17 protein-coding genes and 1 pseudogene are annotated in these 16,592 nt (G+C 67.3%); 6 read left to right on the top strand and 12 right to left on the bottom strand.

From position 1 onward, the window contains the following. Positions 1–7: 7 nt before the first annotated feature. Entirely contained in the window at positions 8–640 is a 633-nt protein-coding gene (locus tag NRG74_RS20585) for a glutathione S-transferase family protein (RefSeq protein WP_257705182.1), read from the bottom strand. A gap of 166 nt (positions 641–806) precedes the next feature. Between NRG74_RS20585 and dbpA the strand changes: the two genes are divergently transcribed. Next, the gene (gene dbpA, locus NRG74_RS20590) at positions 807–2,141 is read left to right on the top strand and encodes an ATP-dependent RNA helicase DbpA (RefSeq protein ID WP_051226205.1); all 1,335 of its coding nucleotides are present in this window, start codon (positions 807–809) and stop codon (positions 2,139–2,141) included. 136 nt (positions 2,142–2,277) lie between these two features. On the opposite strand, the gene NRG74_RS20595 is transcribed toward dbpA, so the two are convergent. The 5 genes from NRG74_RS20595 to NRG74_RS20615 form a co-directional block, all read right to left on the bottom strand. Continuing rightward, entirely contained in the window at positions 2,278–3,150 is an 873-nt protein-coding gene (locus NRG74_RS20595; RefSeq protein ID WP_160921863.1) for an oxygenase MpaB family protein, read from the bottom strand. A 3-nt stretch (positions 3,151–3,153) separates the two neighbouring features. Next, on the bottom strand, positions 3,154–3,741 hold the full coding sequence (locus tag NRG74_RS20600; protein WP_160921862.1) for an NUDIX domain-containing protein: 588 nt from the start codon (positions 3,739–3,741) through the stop codon (positions 3,154–3,156). A 115-nt stretch (positions 3,742–3,856) separates the two neighbouring features. Continuing rightward, complete coding sequence (locus NRG74_RS20605) at positions 3,857–4,498, bottom strand: TIGR04211 family SH3 domain-containing protein (protein WP_017642693.1); 642 nt, start codon at positions 4,496–4,498, stop codon at positions 3,857–3,859. Between the two features lie 238 nt (positions 4,499–4,736). Next, on the bottom strand, positions 4,737–4,949 hold the full coding sequence (locus NRG74_RS20610) for a hypothetical protein (RefSeq protein ID WP_017642692.1): 213 nt from the start codon (positions 4,947–4,949) through the stop codon (positions 4,737–4,739). 23 nt (positions 4,950–4,972) lie between these two features. After that, positions 4,973–5,809: a CDP-diacylglycerol diphosphatase gene (locus tag NRG74_RS20615; protein ID WP_237509527.1), complete on the bottom strand. Its 837-nt coding sequence runs from the start codon at positions 5,807–5,809 to the stop codon at positions 4,973–4,975. On the opposite strand from NRG74_RS20615, the gene NRG74_RS20620 reads away from it, so the two are divergent. After that, positions 5,808–6,074, top strand: coding sequence for a DksA/TraR family C4-type zinc finger protein (locus tag NRG74_RS20620; RefSeq protein WP_160921860.1), 267 nt, complete (start codon positions 5,808–5,810; stop codon positions 6,072–6,074). The two genes, NRG74_RS20615 and NRG74_RS20620, sit on opposite strands and share 2 nt — an antisense overlap. Before the next feature lie 83 nt (positions 6,075–6,157). Here NRG74_RS20620 and NRG74_RS20625 read toward each other — a convergent pair whose 3' ends face one another. After that, positions 6,158–6,862, bottom strand: coding sequence for a glutathione S-transferase N-terminal domain-containing protein (locus tag NRG74_RS20625; protein WP_257705183.1), 705 nt, complete (start codon positions 6,860–6,862; stop codon positions 6,158–6,160). 143 nt (positions 6,863–7,005) lie between these two features. Here NRG74_RS20625 and NRG74_RS20630 point away from each other — a divergent pair, with 143 nt between their 5' ends. Both NRG74_RS20630 and NRG74_RS20635 read left to right on the top strand, forming a co-directional pair. After that, positions 7,006–7,755, top strand: coding sequence for an alpha/beta fold hydrolase (locus tag NRG74_RS20630; protein WP_160921858.1), 750 nt, complete (start codon positions 7,006–7,008; stop codon positions 7,753–7,755). A 3-nt stretch (positions 7,756–7,758) separates the two neighbouring features. After that, on the top strand, positions 7,759–8,805 hold the full coding sequence (locus tag NRG74_RS20635; protein WP_160921857.1) for a metal-dependent hydrolase: 1,047 nt from the start codon (positions 7,759–7,761) through the stop codon (positions 8,803–8,805). Positions 8,806–8,891: 86 nt separating this feature from the next. Here the strand turns inward: NRG74_RS20635 and NRG74_RS24480 are convergent. Next, positions 8,892–9,140, bottom strand: a pseudogene (locus tag NRG74_RS24480) (hypothetical protein); the annotation flags it as partial. Positions 9,141–9,167: 27 nt separating this feature from the next. On the opposite strand from NRG74_RS24480, the gene NRG74_RS20640 reads away from it, so the two are divergent. Beyond that, on the top strand, positions 9,168–10,613 hold the full coding sequence (locus tag NRG74_RS20640; protein WP_257706624.1) for a PLP-dependent aminotransferase family protein: 1,446 nt from the start codon (positions 9,168–9,170) through the stop codon (positions 10,611–10,613). An 88-nt stretch (positions 10,614–10,701) separates the two neighbouring features. Continuing rightward, positions 10,702–11,211, top strand: coding sequence for a nucleoside 2-deoxyribosyltransferase (locus NRG74_RS20645; protein WP_160921854.1), 510 nt, complete (start codon positions 10,702–10,704; stop codon positions 11,209–11,211). A 139-nt stretch (positions 11,212–11,350) separates the two neighbouring features. Here the strand turns inward: NRG74_RS20645 and NRG74_RS20650 are convergent, their stop codons facing one another. The 4 genes from NRG74_RS20650 to NRG74_RS20665 form a co-directional block, all read right to left on the bottom strand. Next, a complete protein-coding gene (locus NRG74_RS20650; protein WP_160921853.1) occupies positions 11,351–12,052 on the bottom strand; it encodes a glutathione S-transferase family protein in 702 nt (233 codons plus the stop codon). 467 nt (positions 12,053–12,519) lie between these two features. After that, a complete protein-coding gene (locus tag NRG74_RS20655) occupies positions 12,520–12,819 on the bottom strand; it encodes a DUF2845 domain-containing protein (protein ID WP_257705184.1) in 300 nt (99 codons plus the stop codon). Then, positions 12,816–13,100: a DUF2845 domain-containing protein gene (locus tag NRG74_RS20660; RefSeq protein ID WP_017642680.1), complete on the bottom strand. Its 285-nt coding sequence runs from the start codon at positions 13,098–13,100 to the stop codon at positions 12,816–12,818. The genes NRG74_RS20655 and NRG74_RS20660 overlap by 4 nt, the downstream gene beginning before the upstream one ends. Before the next feature lie 17 nt (positions 13,101–13,117). Next, the gene (locus tag NRG74_RS20665; protein ID WP_257705185.1) at positions 13,118–15,976 is read right to left on the bottom strand and encodes a DUF748 domain-containing protein; all 2,859 of its coding nucleotides are present in this window, start codon (positions 15,974–15,976) and stop codon (positions 13,118–13,120) included. Positions 15,977–16,592 lie beyond the last annotated feature (616 nt).

Genomic DNA, 16,592 nt, shown 5'->3' on the forward strand with positions numbered 1-16,592 from the left:
GCGAGGCTCAGTTGAGCGTGGCAAGTTCGGCGTCGTCGAGTTCGCGGGCGCGTACCGCGGCCGGGCGGCTTACCAGCCCGGCAACATAGCGCTCGAAGTGCGGACGCTTTTCGATAGTGCCAAAGGCCATGCCCCAGGCGAGATGGGCGCCGACATAGACGTCGGCGGCGGTGAAGCGGTCGTCTACAAGGTACTCGCCCGGGGCCAAGGCGGCGTCGAGGGTATCGAGCACCTCGGCAAGGCTGCCATAGCCCACCGCGCCGCGCTTCTGCGGATCCTCGGGCAGGACGACGCCCAGCGCCTGGTTGGTGGTGGCGGCCTCCAGCGGACCGGCGGCAAAGAACAGCCAGCGGTAGTAGGCACCGCGCGCCGGATCGTTGAGGGGTGGTGCGAGACCGGCGGCGGGAAAGGCGTCGGCGAGATAGGCGCAGATGGCCGCCGTCTCGGTTACCACGGCGGCGCCATGGCGCAGCGCCGGTACCTTGCCCATGGGATTGATGGCGCGATAGGCCGGGGATTTCATCGCCGGCCCGTAGTCGACCCGCTGTACTTCATAGGGCTGTCCGAGCTCCTCCAGCAGCCAGCGCACGATGCGTCCGCGCGACATGGGATGGGTATAGAGCACAGGCCGGTCGAACATGGTGAAGCTTCCTTGAGTTGTCGTACCCCTTAGCATAGGTAGGCCCTGCTCCAGCGTCCATTCACGGGAGAGCCGGTACCCTTCTGCTAGACTGGTAAACCTTTACCAGCCGTTTCACAGGACTCCCGTGCCCTCATCCTTCGCTTCCCTGCCGCTGGCCGAGGCCATGCAGGCCAATCTGGCCGAACTCGGCTACCTGAGCATGACGCCCATCCAGGCGGCCAGCCTGCCCATCATCCTCAAGGGCCAGGATCTCATCGCCCAGGCCAAGACCGGCTCGGGCAAGACGGCGGCCTTCGGTATCGGCCTGTTGACGGGGCTCAACCCGCGCTATTTCGGCTGTCAGGCCTTGGTCCTCTGTCCGACCCGCGAGCTGGCGGATCAGGTGGCCCGCGAACTGCGGCGCCTGGCGCGCACCACGCCCAACCTGAAGATCCTGACCCTCTGTGGCGGCATGCCGCTGGGGCCGCAGATCGCCTCACTGGAGCACGGCGCCCAGGTGATCGTCGGCACCCCGGGGCGGGTGCAGGAACACCTGCGCAAGGGCACCCTGGTGCTGGACGGTCTCAACGTCGCGGTGCTCGACGAAGCCGATCGCATGCTCGACATGGGCTTCATCGACGCCATCGCCGACATCCTTCGGCAGACCCCGGCGCGGCGGCAGACGCTGCTGTTTTCCGCGACCTACCCGGAAGGCATCGAGCGCCTGGCCGAGGATTATCTGCGCGCGCCGCTGCGCATCAGTGTCGAAAGTCAGCACAGCGAGACCCAGATCCGCCAGCGCTTCTACGAGATCGCCGCCCAGGATCGCCTGGCCGCCGTGGTGCGCCTGCTCAGGCACCATCGCCCGGCCAGCGCCGTGGCCTTCTGCCAGACCCGCCAGCAGTGCCAGGAGGTGGTCGAGGCGCTGCACGCCCAGCGCATCTCCGCCGCTGCCCTGCATGGCGACCTGGAGCAGCGCGAGCGGGACCAGGTGCTGGCGATGTTCGCCAACCGCAGTCTCTGCGTGCTGGTGGCCACCGACGTGGCGGCCCGCGGCATCGACGTGGCCGGCCTGGAAGCCGTGATCAACGTGGAGCTGTCCCGCGATCCGGCGGTGCACGTGCATCGCATCGGCCGCAGCGGTCGCGCCGGTGAACAGGGCCTGGCGCTGTCGCTGGTGGCGCCGGCCGAGGCCAGCCGCGCCCAGGCCATCGAGGTACAGCAGGGTTCGCCGCTGGATTGGCAGCCGCTGGGTGCCCTGCGCGACACCCCGGAGCCGCTGGTGCCGACCATGCACACCCTGGCCCTGGCGGCGGGCAAGAAGGACAAGCTGCGCCCCGGCGACATCCTCGGCGCCCTGACCGGCGACGCCGGCTTGCCCGGTGCCAAGATCGGCAAGATCACCCTGTTCGACAACCAGGCTTTCGTCGCCGTGGAACGCGATATCGCCCGCCAGGCGCTGCAGCGGCTGAGCGAAGGCAAGATCAAGGGGCGATCGATCAAGGTGCGGATGTTGTAGGTTGATCTATCGCGGCCATGGGCCGCTCCTACAGGTATCCAACCTATCCGTAGGAGCGGCCCATGGCCGCGATAGTGGCGTAGGTTGGGTTGAGCGTAGCGAAGCCCAACGGTGCCCCATCGCACCGAAGTGCAGGCTAACCTTCGATCCCCATCCGCCGCCTGGCGCGATGCGAGGAGCCATTGCGCACCGCCCAGCGCAGCACCGGCGCGGTGGCGCCGATACCGGCACGAATCAACCGTTTCTGCAACGGGCCCTGGTGGAAGCCGAGCTCCTCGCTGGCCCAGTCGGGCAAGAGGTCGATGCCAGCCTGCATCATCAGGGCCCCGAAGGGTTTGGCCAGGGCGCTGGGTGCAGGCGCCTGCAGCAACACCCGGCAGACCTCGCGGCTGCGCTCATCGCAGACCAGCTGGGGACGGATCCCCTGGTAGTAGGCGGCGATCTCCGCCCGCGAACGGGGGACGTCGGTCGCCCCCAGGCGTTCGGCAACCAGGGCGATCTCGGCGTAGTAGCGATCCTGTTCGGCGCCCGGCAACTGGGGATCGAAATAGCGCAGGTAGGCCGCGAGGAAATGACTGACCTCGGCCACATGGACCCAGGTCAGCAGCGCCGGGTCTTCGGCGCTGTAGGGGCGGCCATCGGCGGCCTGGCCGCGGATATGACGGTGGATGGCCTGGACCCGGGCGATCAGCCGCTCGGCGTCGCCGCGACTGCCAAAGGTGGTGGCGGCGATGAACTGGCCGGTGCGCCGCAGGCGGCCGAGCATGTCTTCGCGAAACTTCGAATGGTCCCAGACCCCGGCCAGGGCCAGCGGGTGCAGCGTCTGCATCAGCAGGGCGGCGATGCCGCCGATCAGCATGCAGGTGAAGTCGCTGTGCACCCGCCAGGGAACGCTGCCCGGTCCGAACAGCCCGGGATCGCCCGGTGGCTGCTCGTAATCGACCTCGCCCAGGGACAGTCCGGTGAGGCTCATTACCTGCCGCTCGATACGCTCGCGGATCAGCTCCATGGGCTAGCGCGGCAGCAGGTAGAGGGCGGCGTACTGCAGCAGCATGATGGTCTTGCCGTCCAGCAGTCGACCGTCGCGGGCCATGGCGAGGGCCTCGTCGAAAGGCAATTCCAGCAGCTCGATGTCCTCGCCTTCCTCGTGCAGTCCGCCACCGTCGGCGATGCGCTGATCGGCGCGGTATTCACCGGCGAAGAAGTGCAGCAACTCGGTCACCGAGCCGGGACTCATGAAGGCGTCGAACAGGTGCTGAACGTTGTCCAGGCGGTAACCGGTCTCTTCCTCGACCTCGGCCTTGATACGCGCTTCGGGCGCGGCCGCGTCGAGCAGGCCGGCGGGGGTCTCCACCAGCAGGCCGTCGTCCAGACCGTTACCCAGGGTGGGTAGGCGGAACTGACGGATCAACAGCACGGTGCGTCGGTCGCGGTCGTAGAGCAGGATGGTGGCGCCGTTGCCGCGGTCGTAGGTCTCCCGGGTCTGGCGTTGCCAGCTGCCGTCATGGCGCAGGTAGTCGAAGGTGGTCTTCTTCAGCAGGCCCCAGTCAGCGGAAAGGGTCTCGACCTGCTGGATGCGAAAGCGGGGGGTGTCGGGCATGGGGGCTCGTCTGGACAGGAGGCTTCGGGCCACGGTAGCAGAAGCGGTGCCTTTTTGAGGCACGCACCGTGACCCCGGGTTCCGCCCAGCCGCGAGAACGGCTGGCCCCCGACGTTTAGAACCAGCGGTCGTTCTTCTTCCTGCCCCGCGTCATGGACGGCAGGATCAGCCCGGCCAGCAGGCCCGCGCCGGCGATGCTGCCGCCATAGACCATGTACTGCATCAGTGCCTGCTTGTTCTCGTTGCCGAGCTTGGCCTGGGTGCTGCGCAGTTCCGACTGGGCCTGGGTGAGCTGGGCGTCGAGGTCCTTGCGGCGGCTCTCCAGTTCGTCGATCTGCTGCTTGCGCGAATCCAGGGTCTCCTGCATCCCCTGGACGCGATTCTTCCAGCTGTCGTCGATGGTCTTGAGCTGGCCACTCAGCTCGGCCACCTGCTGTTCCAGCTGCGGCAAGCGCTCGGCCTGGCCAGGCTTGTCCTGCAGGTCGCTGTTGGGAATCCAGACGGTGCTTCCGCCTTCGCCGCGCACCTGGCTGTAGTCGCCCTGGGTGCTGATCAGCTCGACCTTCTGCCCGGACTTGAGGGTGCCGACGATGCGATAGCCATCGGTGGGACCACTGCGGACATAGGTGGTCAGGCTGTCGCTGACCCAGCGGGCATTGCCTTCCTGGGCCACGGCGGTGCCGGCCAGGGAGGCGAGGGAGGCGGCCAGGCAGAGGCCGAGATGCGGTAGGCGGGACAACAGGCGAGAAGGGGACATGGGCATGATCGGGTCTGTATGCATGAGCTGAAAAGATGAAGGCCGTGGTGAACAGGCCGGATTATTGTGGGGCAGTACCCTAGCAAGCTGCCGCGATCTATCCGCCAACCCGTAGCGCCCTCTGTTCGAGACGGTGAAGCAGTTCAAGCTTTGGCGGCGGAAAGCGACGGCCAGTGTCATCTTGCCGCCATGTACTGGGCAGCGGAAGGCGCAAAGCCGTTCAGAATCTTGCGGCGCTTCAGAGGCGGTGGAGCAGATCCAGGCTCAAGGCCGCGAGTGCACCCAGACCGGCGCAACCAAAGGCCAGCGCCTTGCCCCACCAGCGTTTCCAGGCGATGGCACCGGCGATCATGCCCACTCCGCAGAGCAGGAGGCCGGACTTGAGATAGAAGTCGGACCAGGCGAGCAGCTGATCGATGAAGTCGAAGAGGTCTTGGAATTCCTGCGGCATAGGGGCCTCCTGGCGCGTTGGCGCTATTGAGTCGCCGGGGCCGTGGTCGTTCCCTGGCAATCCGCGGCCAGCAGCCGTTCCGCTGACCCGAAATCGCCCGGCTGGCTGCCCGCGCGTCCGGCCAGCAGCAGGAACTGGCGACCGGCGTCCTGGCTCGGCAGCGCCACCACCGCCAGCGACAAGCGCGGATCCGGCAGCGGATAGGGCGGCTGGCTGGCCAGGGCCTGGAAGAAGTCCGTGGCCCGCAACTGGGTTTCGCTCAGGCGCCGCGCCTGATAGCGACTGCCCGCCAGCGCCACCGGCAGGGCGCGCCAGTGTTCATCGATGCCTGGTGCCAGCTGCCACAGCTGTTGGCGCAACTCGGGCCGCAGGCAGGCGAGGTGCACATGCAATTGATCCTGGCTGCGCCCGCTGGGGGCATTGAGGGCGAGGGCGATCCGCTCATCCGCGACGGGTGCCTGGCCCCAGGCGCTCAGATACCAGCGCTGGCGCCAGGCCAGGCCGAACCAATTGGGTTGGCCGGGCCGCCAGAGCGCCGGACTCTCCAGCCCGCGCAAGGGGCGTAGGGGTACCAGGATGAAATGCTGCCGCTCGCCGGGCGCACGCAGCATGGCGAAGCCGGGATCCTCCACCACCTGGCGACAGGGCGCCGCCAGGCCAGTGAGCCGGGCATTGGGCACACAGAGTGCCGTCGTGACCTGGCGCAGCAGCTCGCGGTTGGAGCAGCCCGTCAGCGCCAATCCCAGCATCAGCAGCGACAGCAGATGCCAGCACGACGGACGGACGCTGGACGGCAGCGAACATCTGCGCGAGCTTCGCTTCCAATGGGTATCAAGGCAACGCAGCTGGGAGTCAGCCATGGCCAATGGGTGGGCCGGAGACGGCGCGGTTCAGGAACAGATCGACAGCACGGTGGACGATGCGGTGCAGCGCGCCCGCAGTCGTCTGCATCGAGGCGCGAGCCTCACCCACTGCGAGGAGTGCGGCGACGCCATTCCCGAGGCGCGCCGCCAGGCGGTCCCAGGTGTACACCTGTGCATCCGCTGCCAGTCCGAGCAGGACGCCGAAGACCAGCGCGCTGGCGGCTACAACCGGCGGGCGAGCAAGGACAGTCTGTTGCGCTAGGGGCGGATCGGCATTCAGCCGCGCCGACACCCGGCCATCCTCCGCTCGCCACTGGCGCAGCTGCATACCCGCGTCGGCGAGCATCAGGGCGCGGCCGGTATCCGCAGGCCGCGTTGCACCGCCGGGCGGGCGAGGAAGGCGTCGAGGGCGCGACGGACCTCGGGAAAGTCTTGGAAGCCGACCAGGTCGGCCGCCTGGTAGACCTCCAGCAGAGCGCGGATCCAGGGGAAGGTGGCGATGTCGACGAGGCTGTAGTCCTCGCCCAGGATCCAGGTGCGGCCCTTGAGCTGGCCATCCAGTACGCCGAGTAGGCGCCGCGCTTCGGCCACATAACGCTCGCGGGGCCGCGGGTCTTCGATGGCCTTGCCAGCGAATTTGGTGAAGAAGCCGAGCTGGCCGAACATGGGACCAATGCCCCCCATCTGGAACATCAGCCACTGGATGGCTTGGTAGCGCCGGGCCGGATCCTCGGGCAGCAGGCGCCCGGTCTTTTCCGCGAGATAGAGCAGGATGGCGCCGGACTCGAACAGTCCGAGGGGTTCGCCACCGGGACCCTCGGGATCAAGGATGGCGGGGATCTTGTTGTTGGGGCTCAGCGAAAGAAATTCCGCGGTGTGCTGATCGTCCTGGCCGAAGTCGATGCGATGCACCTCATAGGGCAGGCCAAGCTCCTCCAGCAGGATGGCGACCTTGACGCCGTTGGGCGTAGGCAGCGAGTAGAGCTGCAGGCGCTCGGGATGCCGGGCGGGCCAGCGCTGGGTAATGGGAAAGCGGGACAGATCGGCCATGGTGGACTCCGGAAAGGGGCGGCTCTGAGTGAGACCGGCCGGCGCGGCCCGGGTTGCCAGGCCTCCAGCGAAGCGGAACTTAGCGCGCTGCCTACCTCTCCATCTGAGACGTATCCGCCTTCAGCCCGCACCGAGGATTTTCCATGCTTCCCCACAGCCAGCAGGGCAGCGGTTCGCCCACCTTCGTGCTCATGCACTTTCTCGGCGGCTCCCACCGCACCTGGTTTCCCACCGTGCCCTATCTAGATGGCAAACATCGCTGCGTGGCGCTCAATACGCCAGGCTTTGGCGATGCCGCCGAGGTCGAGGGCTACAGCGTGGCGGAGATGGCCGATCAGGTGGATGCCAGCATCCGCGCCCTGGGTCTGGACCGTTGCATCCTGGTCGGCCATTCGATGACCGGCAAGGTGGCTGTGGTGCTGGCGGCGCGGCGGCCGGAGTATTTGGTCGGCCTTATCCTGGTAGCGCCTTCGCCGCCCGGGCCGCAACCCATGAGCGAGGCGGACCGCGATGCCCAGCGCGCCTATGGCAAGAGCCGGGCGGAGGCCGAGGCCTTCGTCGACGACTCCAGCGCCCATCGCCTGCCGGATCCCATTCGCGAGGTGGTGATCGCCGACGCCCAGCGGCTGAATCTTCAGGCCTGGCGTGCCTGGGTCGATCACGGCAGTCGTGAAGACTGGAGCGATCGGATCGAGACCCTGGACTATGCGGTGCTGCTGGTCTGCGGCGCCGATGACCAGCAGGTGCCCGGTCCGGACGAACAGCGCCGGACCACCCTGGCGGCCTTTCCCAATAGCCGACTGGAGGTGATTCCCGGTGCCGGTCACCTGATGCCGCTGCAAACGCCCCAGGCCCTGGCACGGTTGATGCTCGATTTCGCCCGGAAGCTCTGATCCATGGATTCGTTGACCCAGGCCGTACTCGGCGCCACCGTCCAGACCGCGCTGTTGGGGCGCTGGCAGGGCCGCCGCGCCCTTCTCTATGGCGCTGCTCTGGGCACCCTGCCGGATCTCGATGTGGTCATCGGCTACGGCAACGCCGTCAACGAGATGACCTACCACCGCGGCTTCAGCCATTCGCTGTTCGTGCTGACCGGGGTGGCCCTGTTGCTGACCTGGCTGTGCGGGCGCTGGCGCAATCCGGGTTACAGCCAGCGACGGCTGTTCCTGACCCTCTGGCTGGTGCTCATCACCCATCCGCTGCTGGATGCCTTCACCACCTACGGTACCCAGTTGTTCTGGCCACTGCCGACCACTCCGGTGGCCTGGTCCAGCGTCTTCATCATCGATCCGCTCTATACGCTGCCATTGTTGCTGGCAGTGCTGGCTGGCCTGGTGCTCGGCCCCCGGGACAGAACGCCACGGCTGGCCGTGGCGGCCTTGCTGCTCTCCACGACCTACCTGGGCTGGACCCTGGTGGCCAAGTATTCCGCGGAGCGCCAGGTGCGCCAGGTGCTGGCGACGCAGGGGCAGGCGGATGCCCGCCTGTTCAGCGCGCCGCTGCCGTTCACCAGTCTGCTCTGGCGGGTCATGGTGGACGATGGCCCCGAGCGCTACCGGGAAACCTGGGTCGGATTGTTCGACGATCATCCGCCGCAGCTGGTGCCACTGCCGCGGGGCGGCGAACTGGCGCCAATCCTTGCCGATTCCCCGGCCGAGCAGCGGCTGCGGTGGTTCACCGACGACTGGCTGAGGTACGACCGCCTGGGCGATGACCTGGTGGTGACCGATCTGCGCCTGGGCGCCACCGGCTACCACAGCTTTCGCTTCGTGCTGGCTCAGCGCGAGGCGAGTGGCTGGCGACTGGTGGCCGAACCTTCGTTGTGGCCGCGGGAGCGAGGCGGTCGCGAACAGCTGGCGGTGGTCTGGCGCAGACTCTGGCATCCGGAGCTACCGGCGCCGGTGGCGGAGTGGGCCGCACGGTTGTCGCGGCTGCCGGACTGACGCCAGGCGTCCAGTAGCACCCGCCACCAGGGGCGGTGGGCTTCGTGCAATGCCGTCAGGCGATCCAGGCCGATGTCGGCCAGTTCTTCGTCCGACAGCTCCAGCAGGGTGCGGCGGGTGCTCAGCTGGCGCTGGAACAGCAGCCAGCAGCCGCTGGTGTGGGTCCGATCATGAAGGCGGGCGTCTCTGGGCATGGCGTCTCTCCTGTGCTGTCTCCATGCTCCGCCGCCAGCCTGTCCAGGGGCAGGTCCAGGCTGATCGGTTGTCCGCCATACAGCCGCCTTACAGCAGGCAGCTGTATGGTAGGTGGCGTGGCCATCTGTATGGCGCGCCATCCCTGCCTGCGCCGCTATAGTCCGGACATGAATCGCTATCAGCTGTTGGCCGACGCGCTCGGCCGCCGTATCGAACAGGGCCTCTATCGACCGGGCGAACGCCTGCCGTCGGTACGGGCCCTGGCGCAGGAGCACGGGGTGAGCCTGGCCACGGTGCAACAGGCCTATCGGCTGCTGGAGGATCGCGGCCTGGTCGAGCCACGGCCCAAGTCCGGCTATTTCGTCCATCTGGAAAGACGCGCCATCGAGTTGCCGCGGGTGACCCGCCCGGCGCGCTGGCCGGTGGAGGTCTCCGGCTGGGAGCCGGTGCGCGAGCTGATGACCAGCACCCCCGACTCGGTGCGGGTGCAACTCGGCCGCGGCCTGCCGGATACCGAGGCACCGACCCTGGCCCCCTTGCTCGCCGGCATGGCACGCCTGGCGCGGCGACCAGGCAATGCCGGGCTGTCCTACGACAGCATCCAGGGTGTGGCGGCGCTGCGTGAACAGGTCGCACGACTGCAACTGGATGCCGGCTGCATGCTGACCGCCGATGACATCGTCATCACCAGCGGTGCCCACGAAGCCCTGGCCACGGCGCTGCGGGCCACCTGCCAGGAGGGCGACATCGTCGCGGTGGATTCACCGACCTTCCACGGGGTGATGCAGACGCTCAAGGGCCAGGGCCTCAAGGCACTGGAGATCCCCACCGATCCGCGCACCGGCATCAGCCTGCCGGCGCTGGAACTGGCCCTGGAGCAGTGGCCGGTGCGCGCCATCCAGCTCACCCCCAGCTGCAACAATCCCCTGGGCTACTGCATGCCCGAGGCCAACAAGCGCCAGCTGGTGGCCCTGGCGCGCAAGCACGACCTGGCGGTGATCGAGGACGACGTCTATGGCGATCTGCTCTATGGCTATCCGCGCGCGCGGGCGCTCAAGGCCTTCGACGAAGACGACCGGGTGATCCTCTGCAGTTCCTTTTCCAAGACCCTGGCCCCCGGGCTCAGGGTCGGTTGGGTGGCACCCGGGCGCTATGCCGAGCGCATCCTGCACCTCAAGTACATAGGCACTGGCTGCACCGCCCCCCAACCGCAGCTGGCTATCGCCGAATTCATCGCCGCCGGGCACTACACCGTCCACGTCCGGCGCATGCGTGCCCAGTACCAGCGCAATCGCGACCTGATGAGTGCCTGGGTGCAGCGCTACTTTCCCGCAGGTACCCGGGTCAGCCAACCCCAAGGCAGCTTCCTGCTCTGGGTGGAATTGCCCGAGGCCTGCGACAGTCATCGGCTCAATCGCGAGTTGCTCGCCCAAAGCGTGCAGATCGCCTGTGGCAGCATCTTTTCCGCCTCGGGCAAGTACCGCAACTGCCTGCGCTTGAACTATGCCCAGGCCCAGCGCCCGGGCGTGGAGGAGGGGGTGCAGCGCGTCGGTGAAGCGGCGTGTCGGCTGCTCGATGAGGCGCTGCCGCGGTCGGTGGCGGTGCCGGTCTAGCCGACCCTGGCGTACAGCGCGAAGTCCTCGCCACCGAGACGAGGTTTCGCCCGCCCTCTACACTGGCCGTTTTGAGCGAGGACTCCCTATGCCACCCCGTTTCTATCTGGCCGGCCCCGAGGTCTTTCGCCCCGACGCCGTCGCCCATGGCGAGGCCCTCAAGGCGCTGTGCGCCCGTCACGGCTGCACGGGCCTGTTTCCGTTGGACAACGCCATTCCTCCGGAGCTGACCGAGCCGCGCGAGCAGGCCGCCTGGATCTATCGGGCGAATCTGGCGCTGATCGAGCAGGCCGATGGGGTGCTGGCCAGTCTGGATTTCTTTCGCGGCGCCGAGCCCGACAGCGGTACCTGTTTCGAGGTGGGCTATGCGGTGGCGCTGGGCAAGCCGGTGGTGGGCTATGTCCCGGAGACGGGCAGCCTGGCCGAGCGGATTCGCGCGCGGCATCCCGAGTGGGTGGGGACCGGGCTGCTGGACCGCGATGGCTGGACGCTGGAGGAGTTCGGCTTGCCGCTCAACCTGATGCTGGCGGTACCGGCCAGCATCGTCGTCGGTGGGCCGGAGGTAGCCCTGGCAGTGTTGCGCGAGCGGCTGGGCTAGCGAGGCGGGCGTGCGACCCTCACCCCCGGCCCTCTCCCAGTGGGAGAGGGGGTGGTTAGCGGTCAGTCCAGTGGAAAAGGCTGCGCCGTTTTCCACGCTACGGGGCCTTGACCCAATGAGGGGAGCGGTTGCAGTGGCGTCAGCCGTGCGCCAGGGACGCCAGCTCGTCCAGCCCGCTGTGGCCGTCGGCATAGGCCGCGCGGAAGCTGTCGCGCTGCTGCCAGCGCGCCCAGAAGGCCGCCAGGTGCTCGAAGCGCTCGTCCAGCGGGGTCTGGTTGGTCGGGAACTTGGAGAAGGCGATGGCGGTGCACAGGGTGATGTCGGCAAAGGTCGGCGCTGCGCCACCCAGCAGCCACTCGCGACCATCGGCCAGGTGCCGATCCACCAGGGCCGCGTGCATCAGGGCCTCCTTGCGACAATGCTCGCCCCACTGCGGATTGTGGGTCAGCTCCAGTTTGTGGCCGAGGCCTTCGTGCTGCACATGGAACATGGTCACGATGCGATAGAGCACATGGACGAAGATGCGGTCGTTCCACATAGCGTCCTGGCCCTGCTCCAGCGGCGTTTCGCCCATTACCTTGCGCCCGGGATAGCTGTTGTCCAGATAGCGGGCGATGGCCGCGCTCTCGGCCAGGTAACCGCCTTCGGCGAGCTCCAGGGTGGGCGTCTCGCCCCAGGGATTGCGCTTGAGGTGCTGCCACTGGCGCTGCTCGCCCTCGGGCGCCATCTTCAGGATGACCTCCTCGAACTGATCGGCAATGCCCTTTTCATGGATGAACAGCCGCAGGCGTTGCGGATTGGGAAAGGCGGACGGCGAGGTGAAGAGGCGTAGCGTGGCCATGGCGGACTCCGGAAAGGGAAGAGACGAAGCATGCGACTGCGGGCAGTCCTGCAGCGTTCGTAAAGGGCGACCAAGGATGCTGGGCCAGGGCAGGAGATGAATAACCAAACCTCTGTATGCCGTCCATGCACAGAGTCGATTGGTCAGGCGGGCGTTTAGCTCACGAGGCCAAGCGCCGTAGGTTGGCGCTGAGCGTCGCGAAGCCCAACAGCGTGGCTGGGCCTTGGGTGATGTTGGGCTTCGCTGGCGCTCAACCCAACCTACGAAAGCCAGGCCTAGCACCGTAGGTTGGTGTTGAGCGTAGCGAAGCCCAACAGCGGGGCCGGGCCTTGGGCGGTGTTGGGCTTCGCTTGGCGCTCAACCCAACCTACGGAACCGTGGCAACAGCGGGGCTGGGCCTTGGGCAATGTTGGGCTTCGCTGGCGCTCAACCCAACCTACGGGTGCAGGGCCAACCTGCGAAACGTCTCAGTTGGCTCTCTTGCTGTCCACCTGGTCCAGGCGGCCGCCGCGAAAGGTGAGGAAATACAGCATGCCGTTCCAAGGGCCGTAGGCCCATTCTTCGACGAATTCGACCTGGCGATAGCCGTAGCCGTCGGTGACCTGGCGCTCGCCCAGGGGCGTGACGCTCAGGGGGTCGCCGCACTTGCCGCGGACCTCGTGGGTGGTGGAGCCGGTGGAGACCAGGGCGCTGCCGCAACGCAGCGACGCGGCCTGGCTGGTACCGGTGGCGAGCAGAAGCAGCAACAGCAGGGCGCGAGAGGTCATTGGCGCTGGAACTCGATGCGACTGAGGCGGTTGGCTTCGAAGGTGAGGATGTAGTTGGCGCCGTTCTTCGGGCCGTACACCCATTCTTCGATCACCGCCTCGCGGCGTTCGTTGCGGCCCAGTTCGTAGCCCACCAGGTCGCGATGGGCGGGTTCGCCGCATTTCTGCAGCACTTCGAAGGCGCGATCGCCCCGGCTGACCAGGGCGTTGCCGCACCTCATGGAATCGGCGGCGGCGCCGGTGGCGACCAGCAGGGTGAGGGCGGCGAGCAGGCAACGCATGGGAGTCTCCTGACCGGTCAGAGCACCCCGAGCTGCAATTGCGCGGCCGTGGGCGATTCGCCGGATTGGGCTTGAGTACTGACGTCCAGCAGATAGACCCGCTGGGCATCCAGTTTCGCCGTCTCCACCAGATAGGTCTTGATGGCCCCCGCGCGTTGCTGGGCCAGGCTGCGCAGGAGGCCGTCGTTGCCGCTCCAGGCTTCGAGCACCGCTTGGCGCAGGCGCGCCGTGCGGGTGGCATCGTCAAGACTATCCCATTCCTGCGGCGGTTGCGCCTGCAGTCGCAGGCGATACAGGCCTTCCAGCAGGGGCGCGCGCATGTCGGCGGGCACCTGCAGCTGGCTGGGATCGGCCGGCACCTTGTCGCCGCGGCGCTGCAGTAGGTTGAAGTACTGGGTCTGGAAATCCTTTTCCAGCTGGCTGGCGGCCAGGGCGCGGCCATCGCTGGCGGCGCCGGCATGGCCCTTGACCTCCACCGTCAGTTGCGGGCGCTGGCGCAGGGCCGCGGCCAGCTTGTCCAGCTCGCCGCGGGCCTGAGCCGAGAGCGTGGTGCTGCCGGCGGCGAAGTCGATGGCGCTGAGATCCGCTTCATGCCCGCCGACCAGTCCCGCCAGCATGCGGAAGGGCGCCTGGATGGCGCGGCTGAGCACGTTGCGCAGGGTCTGCCAGACCACCGGCATGACGCTGAAGTTGGGGTCGGCGAGATTGCCCGCCACCGGCAGGCGCAGGTCGATGCGACCGTGGCTGTCCTTGAGCAGGGCTACGGCCAGGCGCACCGGCAGGTCCACGGCGTCCTTGCTGTCCACCCGCTCGCCCAGTTCCAGCTGGTCGAGCACCACGTGGTTCTGCGCCTGCAGCCGGCCGTCGTCGATGCGGTACTGCAGATCCAGGTCGAGGCGCCCCTTGCGCACCGCATAGCCGGCGAACTTGCCTGTGTAGGGCGACAGGGTGGTGAGTTCGACCTGGCGAAAATAGGCGGTCACGTCCAGTTGCTGCAGGGGGTCGAGGGGATCGAGACGGCCCTTGATCTCCACCGGGGCGAAGCGGTCGACCTTGCCGGCGAGGTGGATGTCGGCCGGTTTCGAGGCGGCGGTATCGAGGGTACCGATGCCGCCTTCCAGCGACTGGATATTGGTGGCGAAACCGGGCTTCAAGCTGTTGTCGGCGAAATCGGCGCTGCCGTCCTTGATGGTCACCCCGCCAATGCGGATCTGCAGCGGTGGCGAGCTGTCCTTCGACGCGGTTTTCGGCTGGGGCACCAGCAGGGCGCTGAAGTTGTTGCTCAGGTCCTCGTTGATCACCAGGGTGCCATAGGGCTGTTCCAGGTCGATCTTGTCGATGACCAGCCGCTTGCCCAGTTCGAAGGCGATGCCTTGCACGTCCAGCCGCTGCCAGCGCATGAAGTCCTGCTGGTGCAGGGTGTCGAGCACATGCACCTGGGTGACCTGGGCCGCGCCGCTGACGGTGAGCCCCAGCGGCTCGCCGGGTTTCAGGGCCACCTTGAGCCGACTGGCCAGCTGGCCGCTGCGGATCTCCAAGCGCACATAGGGGCTGAGATAGGGCTGAGCCTGGCGCAGGTTGAGTTCGTCGATGCCGACGTCGAAGTTGCCCTGCAGGGGGCTGAGCGTCAGCTGGCCGCTGGCGGTGATGCGACCGCGATCGCCCAGGGTGGTCTTGAGTGCCAGGCCAAAGGGTTTGTCGCCGGCGGTATCGAAGCCTTTCACGGCCAGATCCAGGCCGCTGAAGTAGAGACTGGCCGGGTCCTGGGGCACCCGGTCCACCAGGTGCAGCTGGTTGTCGCTGAGCTCGGCGTCGTCGAGCCGCACGCGCCAGGCCGGGCCACTGCTGGGGGCATCGCTGGTGGGGAAGAGCTTCTGCCAGTCGAGCGTGCCGTCCTGCTCGCGGTTACCCCAGGCATCCAGGCCGTTGCCGCGCAGGCGGGCGATGCTGACTTCGCGCTTCTGCAGATCCAGACCGATGCCCTCGGCGGCCAGGCGCTTGAAGCTGGCCTTGGGTTCGGCATTCACCGCCTGCACGGCGACGTCGTCCAGCGCCAGACGGCCCTGGCTGAGCTGCAGCTGCAGGGTCTTGGCCAGGTCCAGGCGGTAATGGGTGCTGGCTTCCAGGCGCCCCTTGCCCAGCGCCAGAGGCAGCTGGTTGCGCACATAGGGCCACCAGGGCGCGAGGCTGACGCCCTTGAGGGTCAGGTCGCCTTCGCTTCGTAGCGGCAGGAGGTCCAGGCTGCCCTTCCAGGTGAGCTGGCCGCCCTGGGCAGTGGTGGCGGTCAGTGCCAGTTGGCCCGGGGTGTCGCCGCTACGGGTGCGGAAATCCTGCAGGGTGGCATCCAGGGGGGTGAAGGTGGCCTCCACCGGCTGGGCGCCCTGGGCATCAAGGAAGTGCAGCCGGCCGCCGACCAGGGCGATGCGCTCGATATGCACCGGGAAGGGCTGACCCGGCTCCGCATCCGCTGGCGTCGGCGAGGCGGTGGTGGTGGTGGTGGGCTCGCTGCGCCAGAGCTGGGCCAGATTGACCTGGCCGCCCTTGGCGATGCGCAGATCGACCTGGGGCTGGTCGAGGCGTACCTCGGTCAGGTGCAGGGTGCGGCGCCAGAGGCTGTCCCACTGCAGATCGGCATAGAGGCCCTCGGCTGCCATCGTGGGGTGCTCCGCTGGACCGATCAGCAGCTTTTCGGCGTGCAGCTCCAGGGTGAAGGGGTTGAAGCTCAGGGCCTGCAGGCTGGCCGGCTGGGTGAGGCGCTCGGCCAGCGTCTGGTTGAGGTAGTGCAGGGCGAGGCGCGGTCCGACCAGGAAACCGAGCAGACTGTAGAGGGCCAAGAGCGCGAGCAGCACGAGGCTCGCTTTCACAATTCTGGACATGCAGGCATCTAGGACGGCGAAGGTGGCCGGATTATGGCACGGCGCCTCCGGCGACAAGGGCGGTGGCTGTCCCAAAAGCTATGGGTCTAACCTTCTGTAGCCGCCTAGCGACCGTACGGCGGGCCTTGGTAGAAATAGTCATCCTTTAAAGTGTTTGAAATGTTATTGCAATAAATCTGTAGTGAAGTGACCGCCCGCGCCATCCTCTCGGTCCCTTTCCATGAATCCCTCTCGTTCTCTGCGTGCTCAATTGCTGCTGCTCATTGGCGGCGGTCTCGTCCTGTTGCTGGCACTGGTCCTGGCCGGTTTCGGCTTGCTGTCCCGGCAATTGGATGGCTATCAACGCCTCCTCACGGGTCCGCTGGAGGAGGCGCGCCTAGTGGACGCCACCAATCTGGCCTTCAAATCCCAGGTGCAGGAGTGGAAGAACGTATTGCTGCGCGGCGGTGCCGCCGACCAGCGTGAGCGCTACTGGAAGCAGTTCCAGGAAGAAGAAGCCCGGGTCCAGGCGGCGCTGGAACAGTTGCAACGCCGGGCCGACGAACCCGAGCTGCGTCAGCGCCTGCAGCAACTGGCCCGGAGTCACAGAGATATGGGCGAAGCCTATCGCCACGGG

The organism is Pseudomonas oryzihabitans, from assembly GCF_024652905.1.
Lineage (GTDB): Bacteria > Pseudomonadota > Gammaproteobacteria > Pseudomonadales > Pseudomonadaceae > Chryseomonas > Chryseomonas benzopyrenica.